Below are 21,867 nucleotides of genomic sequence, written 5' to 3'. Positions count from 1 at the left end.
CCGGTGGCGTCGGTGCAGGTGGTCTGGTGGGAGGCCCGGCAGGCCACGTCGATTCCCAGGTGCAGTCTCACAGCGGTGTCCCGTCTTGGCGTGACAGCAGGTGGTCCGTGTCCGGGGCCTTCCGTCACGGCCCGCAGGGCACGCGTTCCGCAGGGTTGTGCTGACCGGACATTCGGTAGCAGTGGTCCACGCTCGCCGCGGCCACGGGTTCCCAACAGGGACGCACGCGCGTCGGGGGGTTCAACCAGCCGTCGATCAACGTGGAGAAGTCGTCTGTCAGCAGACGCTTCGGTCAGTGATCCAGCCGTGCCGGAAGAACCGGACCCGACGCACCCTACGCAGCCCCCGAAGATCCCGGAGAGCCGACACCGAATCTAAATGTCAGTGCGGAGTCGTACGGTGGATTCCATGCGGCCCGTATCCAAGATCGAACGCACGGTGGCGCCCTTCGAGGTCGTCAGTCCCTACTCGCCCAGCGGCGACCAGCCCGCTGCCATCGCCGAGCTCGAACGGCGCGTCCGTGCAGGTGAGAAGGACGTCGTCCTCCTCGGCGCGACCGGCACCGGCAAGTCCGCGACCACCGCGTGGATGATCGAGAAGCTCCAGCGCCCCACCCTCGTGATGGCGCCGAACAAGACCCTGGCCGCCCAGCTGGCCAACGAGTTCCGCGAGCTGCTGCCGAACAACGCGGTCGAGTACTTCGTCTCGTACTACGACTACTACCAGCCAGAGGCGTACGTCCCGCAGTCGGACACCTACATCGAGAAGGACTCCTCGATCAACGAGGAGGTCGAGCGCCTGCGCCACTCCGCGACCAACTCGTTGCTCACCCGCCGTGACGTCGTCGTGGTCGCCTCGGTCTCCTGCATCTACGGGCTCGGTACACCGCAGGAGTACGTGGACCGGATGGTCGCCCTCAAGGTCGGCGACGAGATCGACCGGGACGACCTGCTGCGCCGCTTCGTCGACATCCAGTACACACGCAACGACATGGCCTTCGCCCGGGGCACCTTCCGGGTCCGCGGCGACACCATCGAGATCTTCCCGGTCTACGAAGAACTGGCCGTCCGCATCGAGATGTTCGGCGACGAGATCGAGGCCCTCTCCACGCTGCATCCGCTCACCGGCGAGGTCATCAGCGACGACGAGCAGCTGTACGTCTTCCCCGCATCCCACTACGTGGCGGGCCCGCAGCGCCTGGAGAAGGCCGTCAACGGCATCGAGAAGGAGCTCGAGGAGCGCCTCGCCGAGCTGGAGAAGCAGGGCAAGCTCCTGGAGGCCCAGCGGCTGCGCATGCGCACCACGTACGACCTGGAGATGCTCCGCCAGATCGGCTCCTGCTCCGGCGTCGAGAACTACTCGATGCACTTCGACGACCGCGAACCCGGCTCCCCGCCCAACACCCTCCTCGACTACTTCCCGGACGACTTCCTCCTCGTCATCGACGAGTCGCATGTCACCGTCCCGCAGATCGGTGCCATGTACGAGGGCGACGCATCCCGTAAGCGCACCCTCGTCGACCACGGCTTCCGGCTGCCCTCCGCCCTGGACAACCGCCCTCTGAAGTGGGAGGAGTTCCAGGAGCGCATCGGCCAGGCCGTCTACCTGTCGGCGACCCCTGGCAAGTACGAGCTCTCGCGCGCGGACGGCTTCGTCGAGCAGATCATCCGTCCCACCGGCCTCGTCGACCCGGAGGTCGTGGTCAAGCCTACCGAGGGGCAGATCGACGACCTGGTGCACGAGATCCGCAAGCGCACCGAGAAGGACGAGCGCGTCCTGGTCACCACGCTCACCAAGAAGATGGCCGAGGACCTCACCGACTACTTCCTCGAACTGGGCATCCAGGTGCGCTACTTGCACAGCGACGTCGACACGCTGCGCCGCGTCGAGCTGCTGCGGGAACTCCGTGCCGGAGAGTTCGACGTCCTGGTCGGCATCAACCTCCTGAGGGAGGGCCTCGACCTGCCCGAGGTCTCCCTGGTGTCGATCCTCGACGCCGACAAGGAGGGCTTCCTGCGCTCCGGCACCTCACTGATCCAGACCATCGGCCGCGCGGCACGCAACGTCTCCGGCCAGGTCCACATGTACGCCGACAAGATCACACCGGCGATGGAGAAGGCGATCGAGGAGACCAACCGCCGCCGGGAGAAGCAGGTCGCGTACAACAAGGAGAAGGGCCTCGACCCGCAGCCCCTCCGGAAGAAGATCAACGACATCGTGGCGCAGATCGCCCGCGAGGACGTCGACACGGAGCAGCTGCTCGGCACGGGCTATCGCAACCTGAAGGACGGCAAGGGTGCCAAGGCCCCGGTGCCCGCGCTCGGCTCGAAGACCGCCAAGGGAGCCAAGTCCGCCAAGGGCAAGGCCAAGGAGACCGTGCCCACCGACCGCCCCGCCGCCGAACTCGCCGAGCAGATCGAGGAGATGACAGAGCGGATGCGCGCGGCAGCCGCGGATCTGCAGTTCGAGATCGCCGCCCGGCTGCGCGACGAAGTCTCGGAAATGAAGAAGGAACTACGCCAGATGAAGGAGGCGGGCATCGCCTGACCACCGCGAATGGCGCGCTGTGTTGCAAGACCGACACAAAGTGTGGGCCAGGCTTAAGCACTGTCGGTGCCCCTGCGTAGGGTTGCTGGTCAACCGCAGGATTCTGCGGCAACAGGGGACGTTCGAGAGGGGAACAGCGCGTGACGGTCAACATGACCAAGGGTCAGGCCATCAGTCTGCAGAAGAACGACGGAGGCACCCTGACCGCGGTGCGCATGGGGCTTGGCTGGCAGGCGGCCCCGCGCCGCGGCCTGTTCGGCTCGCGCACCCGGGAGATCGACCTCGACGCCTCGGCCGTGCTCTTCGCGGACAAGCAGCCGGTCGACGTGGTGTTCTTCCGTCACCTCGTCAGCGACGACGGCTCCGTGCGGCACACCGGAGACAACCTCGTCGGCGGTGTCGGCCAGGGCGGCGACGACGAGGCGATCCTCGTCGACCTCGCGCGCATCCCGGTCCACATCGACCAGATCGTCTTCACCGTGAACTCCTTCACGGGGCAGACGTTCCAGGAGGTACAGGACGCGTTCTGCCGGCTGGTCGACGAGACCAACGGCCAGGAGCTCGCCCGCTACACACTCGCGGGCGGTGGCCAGTACACGGCGCAGATCATGGCGAAGGTGCACCGCGCGGGCGCGGGGTGGCAGATGACCGCTCTCGGTACACCGGCCAACGGCCGTACGTTCCAGGACCTGATGCCCGCGATCCTGCCGCACCTGTAGACAGCCCGGCGCAGACGACAACGAGGGGGAGAAGGCGATGACGGCCGAGCTGGTGCGGGGACAGAACCATCCGTTGCCCCAAGCCCGACTCGAGGTCCGGGTGTCCGCCGGCAAGCCGGTCGTGGCGGGAGCCACGCTCAGCGACGAGAACGGCAAGGTGCGGGGCGTCGAGTGGGTGGCCCACCCCGGCTCGCCCACTCTGCCCGGCCTGGAGGTCTCCAAGCAGGCGGCGGCCGACCACCGTCTCGCCTTCGACCTGGACGCCCTGACGGAGGCCGTGCACCGGGTCAGTGTGCTGCTCGCACTGCCGTCCGGAGTCGGGGGCCCCGGCCGGTTCGGCTCCGTCGCCGCTCCCTTTGTGGCGGTCACCGGACTCGACGGGTCCGAGATCGCCAGCTACACGATTACGGGCCTCGACGCCGAGACGGCCGTCGTCGCTCTCGAGATGTACCGCAGGCAGGGTGCCTGGAAGGTGCGCGCGGTCGGCCAGGGGTATGCGGGAGGCCTCGCCGAACTCCTCACCGACCAGTGCCTGCCCCAGGCACCCCAGCTCGCGAACGACATCAACGAAGCGGTGGCCCGGGGCCTGGCACGTTCGGTGGCCGCGCCTCCGCCGCGCACGGCCGACGGCGACCGCTCCCGGCACACCGCGACATCTGCGCTGGGCCCCGACCAGGGTGGCCCCACCCCTCAGGGCGCCACCGGCCACGTACCGCAGCAGACCGGCTACCCCGCAGGGCCCGGTCAGACCGATCCGGCCGCCACCGCGCAGCCTTCCCGGCCGACAGCCGGTGGTCCGGTCAACTACAGCCACCCCGGCCGGCAAACCGCCGCGCCTCCCTCGCCCCCGCCGACCGTGCCACCGGCCCAGCCCGGACAGCCCGCGCAGCCCGTCGCGGGCGACGCGACCGGCTGGTCCATGGAAGAACGGCTCTACAACCAGGTGTGGGGCATGTTCGAGGATCTGGCCCGCACCACGGCCGCCTATCGCAGCGCCGTCGACTTCGCCGACTCGCGTATGGAACAGGAGCTCGACAGGGTCTTGTCCGACCCGCGCAGCCGCATAGGCGGACAGGCGGATGCCGCGCGTGAGACGGCCCGCGCCAAGCACTCCCAGCTCGTCGACCAGGCAAGAGCCGCGCTCGACCGTGACCTCGCCCAGCTCAGCGCCGAGGCGGAGGTCGTCGAGCCCGCGCTGCCCACGGCGTTCGCGCGCTGGGACAGCCCCGTCTGGCAGGGCTACCGCGTGCCGATGGAGATCCCCATGGCCCTGCGCCTCGGCGATCTCCAGCTCCCCGAGAGCTCCGGCCTGAGCATCCCGATGCTGGTTCGGCTGCCGCTGGAGCGTGGCCTGTGGATCGACAGCGGCCGCGCAGGATCTCTCGACGGCTCGCTCGCCGACTCCGACGAGCTGCGCCGCCTCGCCATGGACACAGCTGTGGCGCATGCCGCCCGGCTGCTCGCCGTCTACCCGGCGGGCGAATACACGGTGCATGTCATCGACCCGGCGGGTTCCGGCGCCTCGGCGCTCGCACCGCTCGTACAGACCGGTGTGCTCCCTACTCCGCCCGCCGCCGGCGCCGCGGGCGTCACCGACGTCCTGGCCAGGCTCACCCAGCGCGTCGACCTGGTGCAGATGGCGATCCGCGGAGGCGCGGCCGACTCACTGCCACCCGACCTGGACACAGCTGAGCAACTGCTGATCGTCAATGACTTCCCGCACGGTTTCGACGACCGCGCGGTGACCCAGCTGCGCTACCTCGCGGACGAAGGTCCTGCCGTCGGCGTCCACCTCATGCTGGTGGCCGACCGGGAGGACGCCGCCGCCTATGGACCGTTGCTCGACCCGCTCTGGCGCTCGCTCCTGCGCCTCACTCCCGTGCCCGACGACCACCTCGCCGACCCCTGGGTCGGGCACGCGTGGACGTACGAGCCCTCGCTCATACCTCCCGGCAGCCAAGTGCTCCAGCACGTCCTCACTCAGGTCGCGACGGCCCGCCGCGCCTGGAACCGCTGACGCTCGGCGGAGTCTGTCGTCTGCCCAGCGCGTGCCGTCTCGTGCGTCGTCCCAAGACTTCGTCAACTCTTCTGACCAGGGCATTTGGCCTTTCCTTTGCCAATCTCTTTACCAATCCTTGGTGATTGGGATACCGTAGTTCGTGCGGAGGGGAGTACTCCCTAGCTACTGCGGCGTGCCCGTCAATACGGATCTGGCCCGATCCCGGGGCGTCGGCCCGAAGGCACCAGGCGTCTCATCGCGCCCCAGGAGCCCCGGGTGGAAGAGACCTCCGGCAGCGACGACGCTGACATTTGCCGTTACGTACTGCCGGAGGCGCAGTGGATGTTTCGACGACCCTTTGGGTCCTGACCATCGTGGGCCTTGTCGCCCTCATCGCGGTCGACTTCTTCATCGGCCGCAAACCCCATGACGTATCGATCAGGGAAGCCGGAATCTGGACCATCATCTGGATCGTCCTGGCCGCACTGTTCGGACTCGGACTCCTCGTCTTTGGCGGCGGACAGCCCTCAGGCGAGTTCTTCGCGGGCTACATCACCGAGAAATCGCTGAGCGTCGACAACCTCTTCGTCTTCGTCCTGATCATGGCGAAATTCTCGGTGCCCTCGCAGTATCAGCAGCGGGTGCTGCTCATCGGCGTGCTGATAGCCCTCGTGCTCCGTGCGATCTTCATCGCCGCGGGCGCCGCGATCGTCTCCAGCTTCGCCTGGGTCTTCTACATCTTCGGCGCCTTCCTGATCTACACCGCCTGGAAGCTGATCCAGGAGGCCAGGGCCGACGAGCCCGAGGAGGAGTGGGAGGAGAACAAGCTCCTCAAGGCCGCCGAGAAGCGCTTCGGTGTGGCCGACCGCTACCACGGCACCAAGCTGTGGATCCAGCAGAACGGCAAGCGGGTCATGACGCCGATGCTCGTCGTCATGCTCGCGATCGGCACCACCGACGTCCTCTTCGCACTCGACTCGATCCCCGCGATCTTCGGCCTGACGCAGGACCCGTACATCGTGTTCACGGCCAACGCGTTCGCGCTGATGGGTCTGCGGCAGCTGTACTTCCTCATAGGCGGCCTGCTCAAGAAGCTGGTCCATCTCAGCTACGGCCTGTCGGTCATCCTCGGCTTCATAGGCGTCAAGCTGGTGCTGCACGCGCTGCACGAGTCCGGGGTCCACGTCCCGGAGATCTCCATCCCGGTCTCCCTCGGCGTGATCTGCGCGGTCCTGATCGTCACCACGATCACCAGCCTGATGGCCTCCAAGAAGCAGGCGGCGGCCGAGGCGGCGCAGAAGGAGACCGAAGGGACTCCGAAGGACAGCATCGAGGCCTGACAGAACGCGGCCGCAGGCGCAGAAACCACCAGCGCCGGGAGCGGTGGCCGGCGAACTGCCGACCACCGCTCCGCGCGCGCCGACGCCGCTCCGGGGGCTCAGCCTCCGTCAGTACGTGACCGTGATGCGTCGTGCGGGCCCGTCCACGCGGACCACGCCCCCGTAGGGGATGACCAGTTGTGGATCGGTGTGACCGAAGTCCACATCGAGGACGACCATCATGTCCCGGGCATACATGTCCACTGCCCGGAGCACCGCCTCGCGCTGCTCGCGCGCGTAACGGGCCTTCGCCTCAGGGGTGTTGGGCTTCTCGAACGACCACGTCTTCGGGCGGCCCATCAGGAGCGCGGGGAAGCGTCCGAGCAGACCGCGCTCGCCCATGCTCCGCAGGATCCAGAAGACGTCGTTGGCACTCGGCATGTCCTCGGATGTCTCCAGGAACAGCACACAGCCGTCGTACACGGAGGGATCGCGGGCGATCTCACGGTCCGCCATCAGCAGCCAGGACAGGATCTCGATGTTGCCGCCCCAGGAGCGCGCCTCGATAACACGCTCTGGGCGGTGCCAGGTCCAGCCGCCACCGGGCTCGGTCTGCGGTTCGGAGGCGAAGGTCTCCGGGGCGTCCCATGGAAGGTCGATGTCACGGAAACGCTCGGCGGGCCTGACTTCGTACTCGCCGGAGGTGAAGAGCGCGGCCCGCAGCGACTCCGCGGTCAGCGCGTGCATGGCGCCCGGCCGGCCGAGTTCGCACATCACGCTCGCGCCGTGATAGGCGACGATCCCGGTGTTGTGCAGATACACGAGCAGGTTCGTGTTGTCGCTCATGCCGAAGAACGGCTTCGGGTTCGCACGGATCAACTCCCGGTCCAGCAGCGGCAGTACGGTGATCTGGTCGTCGCCGCCAATCGACGCGATGACCGCCTTGACCGTCGGATCGGCGAACGCCGCGTGGATGTCGTCGGCCCGCGCCTGAGGTGTCGCGCCCATCGTGCGGGTCGTCGGGTACTCGACCGGCTCGAGGCCGTACTCCTTGCGCAGCCGCTCCAGGCCCAACTCGTAGGGGAGCGGGAAGAGGCCCGGGAGCCCCGCGGACGGCGAGATGACGGCGATCCGGTCGCCGGGTGACGGCTCGGGCGGATAGCTCGGTGGCGTCATGACCGGAGCGTACGAGCCGTCCCCGCTCCGGCGCACCGTGATAAACCGAGACTGAGCAGCAGACCTGAACGGCGCCCTTGGGCGACGGCTCAGCCGACAGGACCGGAGGAACAGTGCCCCGCACCCTCGCCAACGCCCCGATCATGATCCTCAACGGCCCCAACCTGAACCTCCTGGGTCAGCGCCAGCCGGAGATCTACGGCTCCGACACGCTCGCCGACGTCGAGGCGATGTGCGCCAAGGCGGCGGCCACGTACGGCGGCACGGTGGACTTCCGCCAGTCCAACCACGAGGGCGAGCTGGTCGACTGGATCCATGAGGCCCGCCTGAACCATGTCGGCATCGTGATCAATCCGGGCGCCTACTCGCACACCTCCGTCGCGATCCTGGACGCCCTCAACACCTGTGACGACATGCCCGTGTTGGAGGTCCACATCTCCAACATCCACAAGCGCGAGGAGTTCCGGCACCACTCGTACGTCTCGCTCCGCGCCGACGGGGTCATCGCGGGCTGCGGCGTGCAGGGATACGTGTTCGGGGTGGAGCGGGTCGTGGCGCTGGTGGGAGCGGGGCGCGCGGAGGCCTGACGCGTGGGCCGCGGGCCGTCCGGGGGCGGGCTCGCGGCCCCGTCACACCACGGTGGTGGCCGGCCGCCGGACGTCGACCGACCGCCGCCGTGATGGGCCGCCGGCCCGAGGGCGGGGATCGGGTGGCCGGCGGCCCCTCCGCTCAGGAGCGTCTTCCTGCGCGGGCTGCCTCCAGTGGACCGCGCCGCCGCGTGCGCCGGGAGCGCGTGCGTGACACCGGCGCGTGCGCTCGGTTCACACGGGGCGCGCGACGGCGCGCGCCCGCGAAACGCGGGTCCCCGCCGGACGAGTCACGAATGCCAACGCCCGCCCGACACCAAGCTGTTCATCAACTCACCGTCGGCACCGGGCAGTTCACCAGCCACGCGCGTGCCACTCCGGCAGATGCGGCCGCTCCGCGCCCAGTGTCGTGTCGTTGCCGTGCCCCGGGTAGACCCATGTCTCGTCCGGGAGCACATCGAAAATCTTCGTCTCGACATCGTGGATCAGGCTGGCGAACGCCTTTGGATCCTTCCGGGTGTTGCCGACGCCACCCGGGAAAAGACAGTCGCCCGTGAACACATGAGGATGCCCATGCGGATCGTCGTAGACGAGCGCGATCGAGCCGGGCGTGTGTCCCACCAGATGGCGCGCGGTCAGCTCCACGCGCCCCACCCGGATCGTGTCGCCGTCGTCGACCAGGACGTCGGTCGCTACGGGGATGCCCTCAGCGTCGTCCCGACCCGCGTACGTACGCGCACCGGTGGCCGCCACGACCTCCGCGAGCGCCTGCCAGTGGTCGCCGTGCTGGTGGGTGGTGACCACGGACGCGATGCCGTCGGCGCCGATCAGCGTGAGCAGCGTCCCGGCGTCGTTGGCCGCGTCGATCAGGAGCTGCTCGTCGGTGGCCCGGCAGCGCAGCAGATAGGCGTTGTTGTCCATCGGGCCGACCGCGACCTTGGAGATCATCAGGTCCTGCAACTCGTGCACATGCGCAGGGCCGCCGACCTTCACCGCTCCGCTGTACGTCATGTTCCTCAGCCTATAGCGGGGGGAGTGCGGGGAGCGGCCCGCCCTCGGTGCTCAGTGCGGAACCGTCGCGGCGGCCGCAGAGCCAGCCGAGGAGGTCGGCCTGGCGCCCCGTGACGGTGATCTCCGGCTCGGTTGCCACTCTTCCCGTGCTCCACGCGCGCGTGCCTTCCGTGATGCGTGTGGGCGGCACTTCTGGATGCGCGGTGAAGCGCTCGGCGAGGAAGTCGATCTCCCGCTCCGTGAAATCCTCCGGCAGGTCCTCCAGCTCGTACCCGATTCCCAGATCCACGTGATGCAGCTCCACCTCGACCCACCGCCGGAACGGCACCCGGGATGCCGCGTCGGTGACCCCGTTGCGCAGCTCCACCGTGCGGGACCAGTCCGCGGGCGCGGCGCCCGTCGCCTGGAAGCGGGCCGCGCTCTCGCGTACGTCGGCCAGCTGGATGTTCAGCGGCCGTGGCGCGTCCCGCTCGATGTCGGTGTCGCGGGCGTCCGCGGAGGCGTACATGGGGCGCCCTTCGAGGACGTTCACGAGAGCGTCCGCGTTGCGGGCGAGGTGGGCCAGGACATGGCCACGGCTCCAGCCGGGCAGCCGTGACGGCTCGGCCACGGAGGCGTTGTCGAGTTTGGCCGCTGCGGTGAGCAGCCGTTCGGTCGCGTCACGTACAGACGCCAGGTCGCGCACATGATCGTTCATGGCAACGACCCTAGCTCCGCCGCACGTTCGGGTGAAGGTGGTGGACCGCCCCTGCAAATCGAATGCGCGTGCTATAGGCTCGGGCGCGGCGTCGGGCATGCTGGATGGCCCGGGATTGTTACCAACCAGGGAAACCAACCGGCGCTGTCAGTGGCTCCCCCTAGTCTGAAAAAAGACGGGGCCCCGCCCCTGTCACTTCTCTAAAGAAAGGTGCGGACCGGCGTGGCCGACCGTCTCATCGTCCGTGGGGCGCGCGAGCACAACCTCAAGAACGTCTCGCTCGACCTCCCGCGCGACTCGCTCATCGTCTTCACGGGTCTGTCCGGGTCGGGCAAGTCCTCGCTCGCGTTCGACACGATCTTCGCCGAGGGACAGCGGAGGTACGTCGAGTCGCTGTCCTCGTACGCCCGGCAGTTCCTCGGGCAGATGGACAAACCGGATGTCGACTTCATCGAGGGCCTGTCGCCGGCTGTCTCCATCGACCAGAAGTCGACCTCGCGCAACCCGCGCTCGACGGTCGGCACCATCACCGAGGTCTACGACTACTTGCGCCTGCTCTTCGCGCGCATCGGCAAGCCGCACTGCCCCGAGTGCGGTCGCCCCATCTCACGCCAGTCGCCGCAGGCGATCGTCGACAAGGTCCTGGAGCTGCCCCAGGGGAGCCGTTTCCAGGTCCTGTCGCCACTGGTGCGTGAGCGCAAGGGCGAGTTCGTCGACCTCTTCGGTGATCTCCAGACCAAGGGGTACAGCCGGGCCCGGGTCGACGGAGAGACGATCCAGCTCTCCGAACCGCCGAAGCTGAAGAAGCAGGAGAAGCACACCATCGAGGTGGTCGTCGACCGCCTCACTGTGAAGGAGGGCGCCAAGCGCCGCCTCACGGACTCCGTGGAGACCGCGCTCGGCCTGTCCGGGGGCATGGTCGTCCTCGACTTCGTCGACCTTCCCCAGGATGACCCCGAGCGCGAGCGCATGTACTCGGAGCACCTCTACTGCCCGTACGACGACCTGTCCTTCGAAGAGCTGGAGCCCCGCTCCTTCTCCTTCAACTCGCCCTTCGGCGCCTGCCCGGAGTGCACGGGTATCGGTACACGCATGGAAGTCGACCCCGAGCTGATCGTCCCCGACGAGGAGAAGTCCCTCGACGAGGGAGCCATCCACCCCTGGTCGCACGGGCACACCAAGGACTACTTCGGGCGTCTGATCGGAGCCCTCGCGGACGCGTTGGGATTCCGGACCGACATCCCCTTCGCGGGCCTCCCGCAGCGCGCCAAGAAGGCCCTCCTGCACGGGCACAAGACGCAGATCGAGGTGCGGTACAGAAACCGCTACGGCCGCGAGCGCGTCTACACCACGCCCTTCGAAGGGGCCGTCCCCTTTGTGAAGCGGCGGCACAGCGAGGCCGAGAGCGACGCGAGCCGCGAGCGCTTCGAGGGCTATATGCGTGAGGTGCCCTGCCCCACCTGTGAGGGCACACGCCTGAAGCCCCTCATCCTCGCGGTCACCGTTCTCGGGAAGTCGATCGCCGAGGTCTCCGCGATGTCCATCAGCGACTGCGCGGAATTCCTGGGCGAGATGAAGCTCAACGCGCGCGACAAGAAGATCGCCGAGCGGGTCCTGAAGGAGGTCAACGAACGGCTGCGCTTCCTCGTCGACGTAGGCCTCGACTACCTCTCGCTGAACCGGGCGGCGGGCACCCTCTCCGGCGGCGAGGCCCAGCGCATCCGACTGGCCACCCAGATCGGCTCCGGCCTCGTAGGCGTCCTGTACGTCCTGGACGAGCCCTCCATCGGACTGCATCAGCGCGACAACCACCGCCTCATCGAGACTCTGGTCCGGCTGCGCGACATGGGCAACACACTCATCGTCGTCGAACACGACGAGGACACGATCAAGGTCGCCGACTGGGTCGTGGACATCGGTCCTGGCGCGGGGGAACACGGCGGCAAGGTCGTGCACAGCGGCCCCCTGAAGGAGCTGCTGGCCAACCCCGAGTCGGTGACCGGGCAGTATCTGGCGGGCAAGAAGGAGATCGCACTCCCGGAGATCCGCCGCCCCGCCGACCCGGTCCGCAAGCTCACGGTGCACGGCGCCCGCGAGAACAACCTCCAGGACATCGACGTGTCCTTCCCTCTGGGCGTCCTCACGGCGGTCACGGGCGTCTCGGGCTCCGGAAAGTCGACGCTCGTCAACGACATCCTCTACACACACCTGGCCCGCGAGCTGAACGGTGCTCGGAACGTTCCCGGACGGCACACGCGCGTGGACGGCGACGACCTCGTCGACAAGGTCGTACACGTCGACCAGTCGCCCATCGGCCGCACGCCCCGGTCGAACCCGGCGACGTACACCGGAGTCTTCGATCACGTCCGCAAGCTGTTCGCCGAGACGACCGAGGCGAAGGTCCGCGGCTACATGCCGGGGCGCTTCTCCTTCAACGTCAAGGGCGGTCGCTGCGAGAACTGCTCCGGTGACGGCACGATCAAGATCGAGATGAACTTCCTGCCGGACGTGTATGTCCCCTGCGAGGTCTGCCACGGGGCGCGCTACAACCGGGAGACACTGGAGGTCCACTACAAGGGCAAGTCCATCTCCGAGGTCCTGGACATGCCCATCGAGGAGGCCCACGGCTTCTTCGAGGCCGTGCCCGCGATCGCGCGCCACTTGAAGACCCTCAACGACGTCGGTCTCGGCTATGTGCGACTCGGTCAGCCCGCACCGACGCTCTCCGGCGGCGAGGCCCAGCGCGTGAAGCTGGCCTCCGAACTCCAGAAGCGGTCGACGGGACGAACGGTCTACGTACTCGACGAGCCGACCACCGGTCTGCACTTCGAGGACATCAGCAAGCTGATCTCGGTCCTCTCGGACCTGGTCGACAAGGGCAACACGGTCATCGTCATCGAGCACAACCTCGACGTCATCAAGACCGCGGACTGGGTCGTCGACATGGGCCCCGAGGGCGGAAACGGTGGCGGCCTCGTCATCGCCGAGGGCACGCCCGAGCAGGTCGCGGGGGTACCGGCGAGCCACACCGGCAAGTTCCTGCGCGAGATCCTGCAGCCGGAGAAGATCAGCGATGCGTCGGGTTCGGCGAAGGCACCGGCGAAGGCCGGGGGCCGCCGGAAGGCGACGGCGCGCTCCGCTGGGAGGGCGGTTTGAAGCTGCGGGTTCGCGACGGGCAGACGACGCACCGGCCCACGTCCCCTCCCGCCGGTGGGCGAGTGCGGGCACGTGGGGGTGCGGGCTTTTACTGAAGGGGCGCCATATCGCAACGGACTTCGGCAAGTTCGCCTAGAAGCCGTCCACCTCATGTGCGTACGGAGGTTCCGCGCCCGCCCGTGAGCAGGTGATGGCCGCCGCACGCGCCGCGTACCGGAGCAGCTCGCTCCAGCCTTCGGCGCCCAGGCCCGCCAATGCCGTCGCGGACAGGGCGTCGCGGGCGGTGAGGCCGTGCAGCAGGGCGGCGTTGACCGTGTCGCCGGCGCCGATGGTGTCGACCACGTCGACCCGTTCACCCGGCACGGAGTGCTCCGCGCCGTCGCGGGTGAAGACCGTCAGGCCGTCGCCGCCGCGCGTGACCACGATGGCAGCCGGGCCCGACGCCAGCCACTCGCGCGGGGTGCCGCCGAGCCAGTCCGCGTCCTCCTCTGACACTTTGAGCAGCGACACCGAGGGCAGCCAGCTTTTGAACCGGGCCCGGTAGGCGTCCGCGTCGGAGATCAGCACTGAGCGGATGTTCGGGTCGAGCGCGGTGAACACGCCCTGCGCGGACGCGACCCGCATCAGCTCCTCGTACGCACTCGCGCCCGGCTCCAGCACCAGCGAACAGGTGCCGAAGGACACCGCCCTTGTCCCGGGCGGGAGTTGGTCCGGAGCCGAGAACAGCCGGTCCGCGGTGCCTTCGACGTAGAACGAGTAACGGGCCGAGCCGTCCGTGCCGATCGACGCGACAGCGAGGGTCGTCGGCTCCGCGCCCCGCTGCACCGACGACACGTCGACATTTGCCTCGCGCAGCCCGTCTAGCAGGGCCTCGCCGAAGGCGTCGGACGACACCCGGGAGCAGAAGGCGGCGGGGGAGCCGAGGCGGCCCAGCGCCACCGCCGTGTTGTACGGGCCGCCGCCGCGGCGCGGATCGAGTCCCGCGAGCGCGCCCGCCTCCTGCGGCACCAGATCGATCAGGGCCTCACCGGCGACGACGATCACGAGTCGGGTCCTTTCTCGGGGCAGCCGCACGAGGTGCGGTGAACGAAGGCGGAGGGCAGCCGGAGCGTACGGGCCGGACGGCCGGGGGAGGCCAGCCGCTCCAGGAGCAGCCGTACGGCCTGAGCCCCGATCTCCTTGCTGGGCTGGGAGATCGCGGTGAGCCGGGGCGAGAAGAGGTCCGCCCAGGAGAAGTCGTCGAAACAGCACAGGGCCACGTCATCGGGCACGGACAGACCCCGCTCCCGCAGGGCTCGCAGTGCGCCGATGGTCATGGCGTTGTTCGCGGTGACGAGTGCCGTCGGCGGCGCCGGGAGGGACAGCAGGTCGCCGGTCGCGCGCTCGGCACCCTCCGCCTCCGAGCTGCCACAGACCACGAGACGTTCGTCGAACGGGAGCCCCGCGTACGCGAGCCCGTGACGGTAACCCGAGATCCGCTCACTCGTGGTGCTGAGCCCCGGCAGACCGCCGACCAGGCCGATCCTCTTGTGGCCCAGCTCGGCGAGATGCGTGACCAGATTCCTGACGGGCTCGGCGTTCTCCGCGCAGACCTGGTCGAACGTGAAGCCGGGCGCCGCGGTCTCGTCGACCAGCCGGTCCAGGAACACCGTCGGTACGTCATGCCGCCTGAGGTAGCCGATGAGCTGGTCCGGATGCACCGACGGCGCGACGATCATGCCGTCCACCCGCCGCTCGTGCAGCAGTTGGACCACCTTGCGCTCGTGCTCCGGATCGTCGTGGGGGTCCGCGATCAGCAGGCTGTACCCCTGCTCCAGGGCACCGGCCTCGACACCCTGCAAGATCTCCGTGAAGTACGGATTGCTGATCGCCGACACCGCGAGCCCGATGGACCGGGTGCGCGCCGTGACCAGGGATCTCGCCAGCGAGTTGGGCGTGTAGCCGAGCTCGTCGATGGCGTCGAGCACCGCCTGGCGGGTGGCGGGCCGCACTGTGCGGGTGTTGTTGAGGACGTGCGAGACCGTCGCGACGGAAACGCCCGCGCTGCGGGCCACGTCGACCATGGTCGCCATGTGGTGCCTCCTCCCACCCTCGCCCCGGCCGACCAGCCGGGCGCTGTCTGGACGGACCGTACCTCATGGGACGGCAGACGTAAACGCTTGCGCAAACGATTACGTAAGCGTTTGCGCAACCCTTTACGCGAACGCTTACGCAATCGTTTACGTCAGCATTTACGTCCAGCCCTGCGCCGCCCCGCCCCGCCCCCCAGAAGCGCCTCAGCCGCTCGCTGTCACTCCCAGTCCCACCCGATCCCCACGATCCCCGACCGCACCCGCGGCTCGACCATGTGAACCGATCGATGGTGCCCGCTGAGCGTCAGTTCCTGGCGGCCGCTGCGCGGCGCCGCCGCGGAGTGCTGGGTAAAGCGGTGGCAGCGCACGGGCAGTGCGTCCTCGGCGAACCGCACCTCCAGGGCGTACTGCCCGCCCGGGGAGCCGAAGTCGCGGACGTACTCCCTGGACGCGCCGGCCGTGCCGTCCTCGACGCCGTAGCGGAACAGGCAGGTGTCGCCGATCCGCAGTCGAGTGTCGAAGAGCAGCTCCGCCACGAGCACCCCGGTGTCGTGGTGCCAACGCACCCGTCCCGTACGGCAGTTCTCCAGGGCATGCACGGTCATGTGCTCCGGTGCGCACCCCGGGTCGCCGTGGTGGACGGCCACATAGCGGTCGATGCCGTCCTTGTGGGCGCGCACGATGTGCTGCGAATCGTGCTCCGACAGCTCCCGGCGTGAGCCGATCCGCACCCGCTCGTGCCGGCCGAGCATGTGCAGTCCACTGTCGAGTGACGCTCCCAGCTCGGCGAGCAGCTTCTCCAGGGCGCCCGAGGCCTCCACCCGGGAGCGGTACGAACGGGCCGCGGGGTGTGCCGGACCGGGGCGCTCCTCGGCCTGGGCGAGCAGTCGTACCAGCGACTCGTCGGGCAGTTGGAGGATCTCCTCCAGGGCGCGTACGGCCCGCAGCGACTCGGGGCGCTGCGGGCGGCGGGCGCCCTGCTGCCAGTAGCTCAGGCTCGTCACGCCGACCTTGACCCCGTACCGCGACAGATGATGCTGGACGCGCTGCAGCGGCAGTCCGCGGGCGGCGATCGCGGCGCGCAGGGCCACATGGAAGGGGCCGTCCCGCAGGGCGGTCTCCAGTTCGGCCGTGTCGACGTCCGCGTGCTGTATGCCGTGCCGCATGCAGGAGCCCTTCTGTGAATGCCGAGGTTTACGGCCCCAAGTCATCCCGCATTGAAGCGTGTTGATCATGACCGGGCAACACTTGGCGCCCAGCGGTCAAAACTCGGCAACTCCCGGCAGAGTCCTGTCCACAGGGGCGCAGAGGCTCCGTCCACAGGACCGCCGCGGTGTCACACCACGCCAGTAGGGTGTGAGACATGGCCGACCCCTCCAGCTACCGCCCCAAGCCGGGGCAGATCCCCGACTCGCCGGGGGTCTACAGGTTCCGCGACGAGCACCGCCGGGTGATCTACGTCGGAAAGGCGAAGAGCCTGCGCCAGCGCCTGTCCAGCTACTTCCAGGACCTGGCGGGCCTCCACCCGCGTACGCGCACCATGGTGACGACGGCCGCGTCGGTGGAGTGGACGGTGGTGTCCACGGAGGTCGAGGCGCTGCAGCTGGAGTACTCCTGGATCAAGGAGTTCGACCCCCGGTTCAACGTCAAGTACCGCGACGACAAGAGCTACCCGTACCTCGCGGTGACGATGAACGAGCAGTTTCCGCGGGTTCAGGTTATGCGCGGCCAGAAGCGCAAGGGCGTGCGCTACTTCGGCCCGTACGGGCATGCGTGGGCGATCCGCGACACCGTGGACCTCCTGCTGCGGGTCTTCCCCGTCCGCACCTGCTCCGCCGGCGTGTTCAAGAACGCCGAGCGCACCGGCCGCCCCTGTCTGCTCGGCTACATCGGCAAGTGCACGGCCCCCTGCGTCGAGCGGATCTCCGCCGAGGACCATCGTCAACTCGCCGAGGAGTTCTGCGACTTCATGGCCGGCCGCACAGGGACGTACATCCGCCGTCTGGAGCGGCAGATGACGGACGCGGCCGAGGAGATGGAGTACGAGCGGGCGGCCCGCCTCCGCGACGACATCGAGGCTCTCAAGAAGGCCATGGAGAAGAACGCGGTCGTGCTCGCCGACGCGACCGACGCCGATCTGATGGCGGTCGCCGAGGACGAGCTGGAAGCAGCGGTGCAGATCTTCCACGTGCGGGGCGGACGGGTGCGCGGCCAGCGAGGCTGGGTGACGGACAAGGTGGAGGCCGTCACCACCGCGGATCTCGTCGAGCACGCCCTCCAGCAGTTGTACGGCGAGGAGAGGGGCGACTCCGTGCCCAAGGAGGTGCTCGTCCCGGCACTGCCCGATCCCGTCGAGCCCGTCCAGGAGTGGCTGACCACGCGCCGGGGCTCCAATGTCTCGTTGCGCATCCCGCAGCGCGGCGACAAGAAGGCCCTCATGGAGACGGTGCAGCGCAACGCCCTCCAGGCACTCGGGCTGCACAAGACCAAGCGCGCCTCCGACCTGACCACCCGCTCGCGCGCTCTGGAGGAGATCGCCCAGGCCCTCGACCTGGACAGCGCGCCCCTGCGGATCGAGTGCTACGACATCTCTCACCTCCAGGGCGACGACGTCGTGGCCTCCATGGTGGTCTTCGAGGACGGCCTCCAGCGCAAGAGCGAGTACCGCCGCTTCCAGATCAAGGGCTTCGCCGGCCAGGACGACGTCCGCTCCATGCACGAAGTGATCACCCGCCGCTTCAAGCGCTACCTCGCCGAGAAGGAGAAGACCGGCGAGTGGGCGGACGGGGAAAACGCGCTCACCGAGGACGACGGCCGGCCCAAGCGGTTCGCGTATCCGCCGCAGCTGGTCGTCGTCGACGGCGGGCAGCCTCAGGTCGCGGCCGCCCAGAAGGCGCTGGACGAGCTCGGTATCGACGACATCGCCGTGTGCGGCCTCGCCAAGCGCCTCGAAGAGGTCTGGCTGCCCGGCGATGACGACCCGGTGGTGCTCCCACGGACCAGCGAAGGGCTCTATCTTCTTCAGCGTGTACGCGACGAGGCGCACCGCTTCGCGATCACCTACCAGCGCACAAAGAGGGCCAAGCGCTTCAGGGCGAGCCCGCTGGACGATGTGCCGGGCCTCGGCGAGACGCGCAAACAGGCGCTGATCAAGCACTTCGGTTCGGTGAAGAAGCTGCGATCCGCGACCGTCGAGCAGATCTGCGAGGTCCCCGGCATAGGCGTTAAGACGGCCGAGGTGATCGCCGTGGCCCTCGCCGAGGCGACCCCGGCCGCACCCGCCGTGAACACGGCGACTGGAGAGATCATGGAAGACGAGGAATACGAGGCGGACCCAGTACCCGACACGACGGAGGGTTCCGCTCAGGAGCCCGTATCCGCGGGCGCCTCGAACGAGCGACGGGGGCAGGAACCATGAGTGAGCAGGACCGGCAAGGCACCGGGCGCACAGCCGAACAGGAAGCCGGGCGTACGGCGGAACACGAGAAACCGCCGAAGGCGGCGAGCGATGATCACTCGCAGCCCGAAGCGAGCAAGCAAGCGGGCGAGCAAGCGCCCGAAGCGGGCCGTCAAGACGGAGCACAAGTGAGTACGGGTATCGAAACAGCCGGGGTCCCCGATGCGGCCATCCCCGAGCTGGTGATCATCTCCGGTATGTCCGGCGCGGGCCGGTCGACCGCCGCCAAGTGTCTGGAGGACCTCGGCTGGTTCGTAGTCGACAACCTCCCGCCCGCGCTGATCCCCACCATGGTGGAGCTCGGCGCCCGCTCCCAGGGCAACGTCGCCAGGATCGCGGTCGTCGTCGACGTACGGGGGCGCCGCTTCTTCGACAACCTCCGTGAGTCCCTCGCCGACCTGGAGTCCAAGAGCGTCACGCGGCGGATCGTCTTCCTGGAGTCCTCCGACGACGCCCTGGTGCGCCGTTTCGAGTCCGTGCGCCGCCCGCACCCCCTCCAGGGCGACGGCCGGATCGTCGACGGCATCGCCGCCGAGCGCGAGCTGTTGCGCGAACTGCGAGGCGACGCCGACCTGGTGATCGACACCTCCAGCCTGAACGTGCACGAGCTGCGCGCCAAGATGGACGCCCAGTTCGCCGGCGAGGAGGAGCCCGAGCTGCGGGCCACCGTCATGTCCTTCGGCTTCAAGTACGGCCTTCCGGTCGACGCCGACCTGGTCGTGGACATGCGGTTCCTGCCCAACCCGCACTGGGTCCCGGAGCTGCGCCAGTACACCGGCCTCAACGAAGAGGTCGCGGCATACGTCTTCAACCAGCCCGGTGCCAAGGAGTTCCTCGACCGGTACGCCGAGTTGCTGCGCCTCGTCCAGGCCGGCTACCGCCGCGAGGGCAAGCGCTATGTGACCATCGCCGTCGGCTGCACCGGAGGCAAGCACCGCTCCGTCGCGATGTCGGAGAAGCTCGCCGCCCGTCTGGTGTCCGAGGGAGTGGAGACGGTCGTCGTCCACCGGGACGTGGGCCGCGAATGACGGGTCGTTCTCTGCGACTGAGCAGGCTGCGCCGAGTCGGCACCGAAGGCCAGGGCGGCAAGCCCGCCGAGGCGCGCGGCGGCAAGCCGCGCCGCCGGGGCACGCAGCCCAAGGTCGTCGCGCTCGGCGGCGGTATGGGCCTTTCCGCCTCGCTCGCCGCCCTGCGTCGCATCACCGGCGACCTCACCGCGGTCGTCACGGTCGCCGACGACGGCGGCTCCAGCGGCCGTCTCCGCGACGAGCTGGGTGTGCTCCCGCCCGGCGATCTGCGCAAGGCTCTCGCCGCGCTGTGCGGCGACGACGACTGGGGCCAGACCTGGGCCCGTGTCATCCAGCACCGCTTCCAGTCCCAGGGCGAACTGCACGAGCACGCGGTCGGCAATCTGCTGATCGTCGCCCTCTGGGAGCAACTGGGCGACCACGTTCAGGCCCTGGACCTGGTCGGCAGGCTCCTGGGCGCGCAGGGGCGCGTGCTGCCCATGTCCGCCGTGCCCCTGGAGCTCCAGGCCCTCGTCAAGGGCCACGATCCGGAGCGGCCCGAGGACATCGAGACGGTACGCGGCCAGGCCACCGTCGCTCTGACGACCGGCGAAGTGCAATCGGTGCACCTCGTGCCGCACGACCCGCCCGCCGTCCCCGAGGCCGTCGCGGCGGTCCTCGACGCGGACTGGGTGGTCCTCGGCCCCGGCTCCTGGTTCTCCTCGGTGATCCCGCATCTCCTCGTGCCCGATCTCCTCGACGCACTCACGGAGACGAAGGCGCGCCGGGTGCTCTCCTTGAACCTCGCCCCGCAGCCGGGAGAAACCGAGGGCTTCTCCCCGCAGCGTCATTTGGAGGTTTTGGGACGACACGCCCCTAAACTCGCCCTGGACGTGGTACTGGCCGACGAGGCCGCCGTGCCCGACCGCGATTTACTCACCGAAGCCGCCCAGCGGTTCGGGGCCGCGGTCGAGCTGGCGCCGGTGGCCCGCACCGACGGATCTCCGAGGCACGATCCGGAGCTGTTGGCCGCCGCGTACGACCGTATTTTTCGGATGCATGGAAGGATCGGCCCATGGCGATGACGGCAGCGGTGAAGGATGAGATCTCCCGGCTCCCCGTCACCCGGACCTGCTGCAGAAAGGCGGAGGTCTCCTCCCTTCTGCGGTTCGCCGGCGGCCTCCACCTGGTGAGCGGCCGCATCGTGATCGAGGCGGAGCTGGACACCGCGATGGCGGCGCGCCGCCTCAAGCGGGACGTCCTGGAGATCTTCGGCCACGGCTCCGAGCTGATCGTGATGGCTCCCGGGGGCCTGCGCCGCGGCTCCCGCTATGTCGTCCGAGTGGTTGCCGGCGGCGACCAGCTGGCCCGTCAGACGGGGCTCGTCGACGGCCGGGGCCGGCCGATCCGCGGGCTGCCCCCGCAAGTGGTCTCGGGCGCCACCTGTGACGCAGAGGCGGCCTGGCGCGGGGCGTTCCTGGCGCACGGCTCGCTGACCGAGCCGGGCCGCTCGTCCTCTCTGGAGGTGACCTGCCCGGGACCAGAGGCGGCGCTCGCGCTGGTCGGCGCGGCCCGGCGGCTCCAGATCGCCAGCAAGGCCCGTGAGGCGCGGGGCGTGGACAAGGTGGTCGTCCGTGACGGTGACGCTATCAGCGCGCTGTTGACCCGCCTCGGCGCCCACGAGGCCGTGCTGGCCTGGGAGGAACGCCGGATGCGCCGCGAGGTGCGCGCCACGGCGAACCGTCTCGCCAACTTCGACGACGCCAACCTGCGCCGCTCCGCCCGCGCCGCCGTCGCCGCCGGAGCCCGTGTGCAGCGCGCCCTGGAGATCCTCGGCGACGAGGTGCCCGAGCACCTTGCCGCCGCAGGACGGCTGCGCATGGAGCACAAGCAGGCCTCCCTGGAGGAGCTGGGCGCGCTCGCCGACCCGCCGCTGACCAAGGACGCCGTCGCGGGCCGTATCCGCAGACTGCTCGCCATGGCCGACAAGCGGGCCCAGGACCTGGGAATCCCGGGGACGGAGTCCACCCTCTCCGAGGAACTGGCCGACAATCTGGTGGGCTGACCGCACGGCCCCGACGCAGGTCCCCACGGCCCCCTACGGGCCTCGATGCGCGGGC

The 21,867-nt window shown here is 69.0% G+C and carries 16 protein-coding genes; 10 read left to right on the top strand and 6 right to left on the bottom strand.

What is annotated here, in order from left to right; all coding sequences use genetic code 11:
* Nucleotides 1-408 precede the first annotated feature (408 nt).
* The 4 genes from uvrB (at nucleotide 409) to ABD357_RS02035 (ending at nucleotide 6,605) form a co-directional block, all read left to right on the top strand.
* Complete coding sequence (gene uvrB, locus ABD357_RS02050) at nucleotides 409-2,547, top strand: excinuclease ABC subunit UvrB (protein ID WP_344387029.1); 2,139 nt, start codon at nucleotides 409-411, stop codon at nucleotides 2,545-2,547.
* 140 nt (nucleotides 2,548-2,687) lie between these two features.
* Nucleotides 2,688-3,266: a TerD family protein gene (locus ABD357_RS02045; RefSeq protein WP_055615261.1), complete on the top strand. Its 579-nt coding sequence runs from the start codon at nucleotides 2,688-2,690 to the stop codon at nucleotides 3,264-3,266.
* 37 nt (nucleotides 3,267-3,303) lie between these two features.
* Nucleotides 3,304-5,283, top strand: coding sequence for a TerD family protein (locus tag ABD357_RS02040; protein ID WP_344387027.1), 1,980 nt, complete (start codon nucleotides 3,304-3,306; stop codon nucleotides 5,281-5,283).
* Between the two features lie 320 nt (nucleotides 5,284-5,603).
* Nucleotides 5,604-6,605 carry a TerC/Alx family metal homeostasis membrane protein gene (locus tag ABD357_RS02035; RefSeq protein ID WP_344387025.1) on the top strand — a complete coding sequence of 334 codons (1,002 nt, stop codon included), beginning with the start codon at nucleotides 5,604-5,606 and terminating at the stop codon, nucleotides 6,603-6,605.
* Nucleotides 6,606-6,713: 108 nt separating this feature from the next.
* On the opposite strand, the gene ABD357_RS02030 is transcribed toward ABD357_RS02035, so the two are convergent.
* Entirely contained in the window at nucleotides 6,714-7,760 is a 1,047-nt protein-coding gene (locus ABD357_RS02030) for a S66 family peptidase (RefSeq protein ID WP_344387024.1), read from the bottom strand.
* A 113-nt stretch (nucleotides 7,761-7,873) separates the two neighbouring features.
* Between ABD357_RS02030 and aroQ the strand changes: the two genes are divergently transcribed.
* Nucleotides 7,874-8,347, top strand: coding sequence for a type II 3-dehydroquinate dehydratase (gene aroQ / locus ABD357_RS02025; protein WP_344387023.1), 474 nt, complete (start codon nucleotides 7,874-7,876; stop codon nucleotides 8,345-8,347).
* Between the two features lie 354 nt (nucleotides 8,348-8,701).
* Here the strand turns inward: aroQ and ABD357_RS02020 are convergent, their stop codons facing one another.
* Nucleotides 8,702-9,358 (bottom strand): MBL fold metallo-hydrolase, encoded by a 657-nt coding sequence (locus tag ABD357_RS02020; RefSeq protein ID WP_344387022.1) that lies wholly within the window; start codon nucleotides 9,356-9,358, stop codon nucleotides 8,702-8,704.
* 10 nt (nucleotides 9,359-9,368) lie between these two features.
* Nucleotides 9,369-10,055, bottom strand: a complete 687-nt coding sequence (locus ABD357_RS02015) for a maleylpyruvate isomerase family mycothiol-dependent enzyme (RefSeq protein WP_344387020.1) — start codon at nucleotides 10,053-10,055, stop codon at nucleotides 9,369-9,371.
* A gap of 222 nt (nucleotides 10,056-10,277) precedes the next feature.
* On the opposite strand from ABD357_RS02015, the gene uvrA reads away from it, so the two are divergent.
* Nucleotides 10,278-13,211: an excinuclease ABC subunit UvrA gene (gene uvrA / locus ABD357_RS02010; protein ID WP_344387018.1), complete on the top strand. Its 2,934-nt coding sequence runs from the start codon at nucleotides 10,278-10,280 to the stop codon at nucleotides 13,209-13,211.
* Nucleotides 13,212-13,343: 132 nt separating this feature from the next.
* Here uvrA and ABD357_RS02005 read toward each other — a convergent pair whose 3' ends face one another.
* From ABD357_RS02005 to ABD357_RS01995, 3 genes are all read right to left on the bottom strand, one after another.
* A complete protein-coding gene (locus tag ABD357_RS02005; RefSeq protein WP_344387017.1) occupies nucleotides 13,344-14,255 on the bottom strand; it encodes a carbohydrate kinase family protein in 912 nt (303 codons plus the stop codon).
* Nucleotides 14,252-15,283, bottom strand: coding sequence for a LacI family DNA-binding transcriptional regulator (locus ABD357_RS02000; protein ID WP_344387016.1), 1,032 nt, complete (start codon nucleotides 15,281-15,283; stop codon nucleotides 14,252-14,254). The genes ABD357_RS02005 and ABD357_RS02000 overlap by 4 nt, the downstream gene beginning before the upstream one ends.
* 218 nt (nucleotides 15,284-15,501) lie before the next feature.
* Nucleotides 15,502-16,449 (bottom strand): hypothetical protein, encoded by a 948-nt coding sequence (locus ABD357_RS01995; protein WP_344387015.1) that lies wholly within the window; start codon nucleotides 16,447-16,449, stop codon nucleotides 15,502-15,504.
* A gap of 197 nt (nucleotides 16,450-16,646) precedes the next feature.
* Here ABD357_RS01995 and uvrC point away from each other — a divergent pair, with 197 nt between their 5' ends.
* The 4 genes from uvrC to whiA are packed head-to-tail and all read left to right on the top strand — an operon-like array spanning nucleotide 16,647 to nucleotide 21,812.
* Nucleotides 16,647-18,701: an excinuclease ABC subunit UvrC gene (gene uvrC, locus ABD357_RS01990; protein ID WP_344387014.1), complete on the top strand. Its 2,055-nt coding sequence runs from the start codon at nucleotides 16,647-16,649 to the stop codon at nucleotides 18,699-18,701.
* The gene (gene rapZ, locus ABD357_RS01985; RefSeq protein ID WP_344387013.1) at nucleotides 18,698-19,768 is read left to right on the top strand and encodes an RNase adapter RapZ; all 1,071 of its coding nucleotides are present in this window, start codon (nucleotides 18,698-18,700) and stop codon (nucleotides 19,766-19,768) included. Before uvrC ends, rapZ begins: the two co-directional genes overlap by 4 nt.
* Nucleotides 19,765-20,832 carry a gluconeogenesis factor YvcK family protein gene (locus ABD357_RS01980; protein WP_344387012.1) on the top strand — a complete coding sequence of 356 codons (1,068 nt, stop codon included), beginning with the start codon at nucleotides 19,765-19,767 and terminating at the stop codon, nucleotides 20,830-20,832. Before rapZ ends, ABD357_RS01980 begins: the two co-directional genes overlap by 4 nt.
* Nucleotides 20,823-21,812, top strand: a complete 990-nt coding sequence (gene whiA, locus ABD357_RS01975; RefSeq protein WP_344387011.1) for a DNA-binding protein WhiA — start codon at nucleotides 20,823-20,825, stop codon at nucleotides 21,810-21,812. The genes ABD357_RS01980 and whiA overlap by 10 nt, the downstream gene beginning before the upstream one ends.
* The last annotated feature ends 55 nt before the right edge of the window (nucleotides 21,813-21,867 follow it).

The sequence above is a fragment of the Streptomyces vastus genome, assembly GCF_039532825.1.
GTDB lineage: Bacteria > Actinomycetota > Actinomycetes > Streptomycetales > Streptomycetaceae > Streptomyces > Streptomyces vastus.
Note: the sequence above shows the minus strand (reverse complement) of the source record. Positions and strands in the feature narration are given on the sequence as shown.